Source organism: Streptomyces sp. NPDC006283, from assembly GCF_040613325.1.
In the GTDB taxonomy this organism is placed as follows: domain Bacteria; phylum Actinomycetota; class Actinomycetes; order Streptomycetales; family Streptomycetaceae; genus Streptomyces.
The window spans coordinates 1-2,502 of the sequence record NZ_JBEXRZ010000407.1 but is presented as its reverse complement, the minus strand read 5'-3'; the positions used below and the strand labels follow the sequence as shown (position 1 = coordinate 2,502).

Here is a 2,502-nt window from a genome sequence, read left to right as displayed (position 1 = left end):
GTTCTGGAGACCTTCGGCAGCTCGCACGAACGCTTGACGTTGTGGCCGTCCGCCCCCGCGCCCCCCGTGGCCGACCGAAGACTCCCTGTCCACGGAGTGGAACACCTGGTGGACGGGTCCGGCGCACCACCCGCCCCGTGGCTTACGATCTCGGCGGGCGGTCGCGGTCTGCGACCACCTCCCCCCACCCATGGAGGTCACCGTGTTCGGGACGGCCAGCGGCCACCGCACCCACCGCAGCAGTTTCCGCGTCCGCGCCACCGCCGGTGCGGTGGCTGCCGGGATGTTCCTCGCCGTCGGATGTTCCTCCTCCGACGAGGGTCCGGGGGAGGCGGCGGGAGGCGTCCCCGTGGTGGAGAAGGGCAAGCTCACCACCTGCACCCATCTGCCCTACCCGCCCTTCCAGTTCGAGCAGGGCGGCAAGGTCGTGGGCTTCGACGTCGCCCTGGTGGACCTGGTCGCGAAGAACCTGAAGGTGGAGCAGGAGATCCTCGACACCCCGTTCGAGAACTTCAAGACGGGCGCCTTCCTCAACTCCGGCGAGTGCGACCTGGCCGCGGCGGGCATGACCATCACCGACGAGCGCAAGAAGAACGTGGACTTCTCCGTCCCCTACTTCGACGCGACCCAGGCGCTGCTCGCCACCAAGAAGAGCGGCGTGACAACGCTCGCCGACGTCAAGTCCAAGAAGAAGAAGCTCGGCGCGCAGGCCGAGACCACCGGCGAGAGCTACGCCAAGGCGCAGGGCTTCGACCCGGTCGCCTTCGAGAGCTCGGACGCCGTACTGAACGGACTGCGCACCGGCCAGGTCGACGCGGTCGTCATCGACTATCCCGTCGTCCAGGGCTGGCTCAAGGGCAAGGCCAACGCCGCCGAGTTCGTCCTCGGCCAGAACATCGAGACCGGTGAGCAGTACGGCTTCTCGGTGAAGAAGGGCAACGACAAGCTGCGCGCTGCCATCGACAAGGCCATCGAGGACGCCCGCGCCGACGGCACGTACGACAAGCTCTACAAGCAGTGGATCGGACCGCTGCCCAAGGGCCAGTCGTGACCTCACGCCTCACCCGTCGCCAGCGGCGCCGGATCTCGCAGGGCATCCAGTACGCGGTATTCGTTGCGGTCCTGGTCTGGATCGGTGTGCTGGCCGACTGGGACCGCCTGCAGAACCAGTTCGCGCAGAAGGACCTCGCCTCCGAACTCTTCCCGGCCATCATCACCACGGCGCTGCGCAACACGGTGGTCTACACCGTGTCCGGGTTCGTCTTCGGTCTGGTGCTCGGTCTGGTCGTCGCGCTGATGCGGCTCTCGTCGGTCGCTCCCTACCGGTGGGTGGCGAGCGTCTACATCGAGATCTTCCGCGGGCTCCCCGCGCTGCTGATCTTCATCTTCGTCGGAGTGGCTGTCCCGCTGGCCTTCCCGGGCACGGAGATTCCCGGCGGCACATACGGCAAGGTCGCCCTCGGTCTCGGCCTGGTCGCCGCCGCCTACATGGCGGAGACGATCCGCGCGGGAATCCAGGCGGTCCCCAAGGGGCAGATGGAGGCGGCCCGTTCACTGGGTTTCTCGCACGCCAGAGCCATGGTGTCGGTGATCATCCCGCAGGCGTTCCGTATCGTCATCCCGCCGCTCACCAACGAACTGGTCCTGCTCTTCAAGGACTCGTCGCTGGTGCTCTTCCTCGGGGTCACCCTCCAGGAGCGGGAACTGACCAAATTCGGCAGGGACCTTGCGAGCCAGACCGCCAATTCCACCCCGATCCTCGTCGCAGGCCTGTGTTATCTGCTGGTGACCGTGCCGCTCAGTTTCGTGGTGCGCCGCCTCGAGGCGCGCGCCGACAAGGCCAGGTGAGCCGCGGATGCCGGTCGTACCACAGTCGTCGGGAAGCGGGAGCAGCGAGAGCATGAGCAGCACGGACCGCCCCGAGATCGAGATCCGGGGCCTGCACAAGTCGTTCGGGGACAACCAGGTCCTGCGCGGCATCGACCTCGACATCGCCCCTGGCGAGGTGGTGTGCGTCATCGGCCCCTCCGGCTCGGGCAAGTCGACACTGCTGCGATGCGTGAACCTGCTGGAGGAGCCGACCGCGGGTCAGGTGTTCGTCGGCGGCACGGAGGTCACCGACCTCGATGTCGACATCGACGCCGTGCGCCGGCGGATCGGCATGGTCTTCCAGCAGTTCAATCTCTTCCCGCACGTCAGTGTCACGGAGAACCTCACCCTGCCCCAGCGGCGGGTCCTGCGCCGGGGCAAGGCCAGTGCCCTGGAGGTCGCCCGCCGGAACCTGGAGCGGGTGGGGCTCTCGGACAAGGCCGACGCCTATCCGTCGCAGCTGTCGGGAGGTCAGCAGCAGCGGGTGGCGATCGCCCGTGCGTTGAGCATGGGCCCGGAGGTGATGCTCTTCGACGAGCTCGACGTCCCCGGCGGCCAGCGCATCGCCGATGGCCGAGGCCTCACGCCCCAGCGTCGTACCTCCGACGACGGCCCACGTGGCGGCGGCGGTCA

At 68.0% G+C, this 2,502-nt stretch carries 3 protein-coding genes; all 3 read left to right on the top strand.

The genetic code is table 11. The features are described from left to right. Positions 1–283: 283 nt before the first annotated feature. On the top strand, positions 284–1,051 hold the full coding sequence (locus ABZ070_RS36665; protein ID WP_356640460.1) for an ABC transporter substrate-binding protein: 768 nt from the start codon (positions 284–286) through the stop codon (positions 1,049–1,051). Continuing rightward, positions 1,048–1,848, top strand: coding sequence for an amino acid ABC transporter permease (locus ABZ070_RS36660; RefSeq protein ID WP_356640458.1), 801 nt, complete (start codon positions 1,048–1,050; stop codon positions 1,846–1,848). Before ABZ070_RS36665 ends, ABZ070_RS36660 begins: the two co-directional genes overlap by 4 nt. 52 nt (positions 1,849–1,900) lie before the next feature. Beyond that, positions 1,901–2,502: amino acid ABC transporter ATP-binding protein (locus ABZ070_RS36655; protein ID WP_356640456.1), on the top strand; the 602-nt coding region annotated here is incomplete at its 3' end.

Excerpts from the sequence above, each read along its gene's own strand:
- ABZ070_RS36665 (WP_356640460.1), top strand. The coding sequence starts at position 284 with ATGTTCCTCGCCGTCGGATGTTCCTCCTCCGACGAGGGTCCGGGGGAG.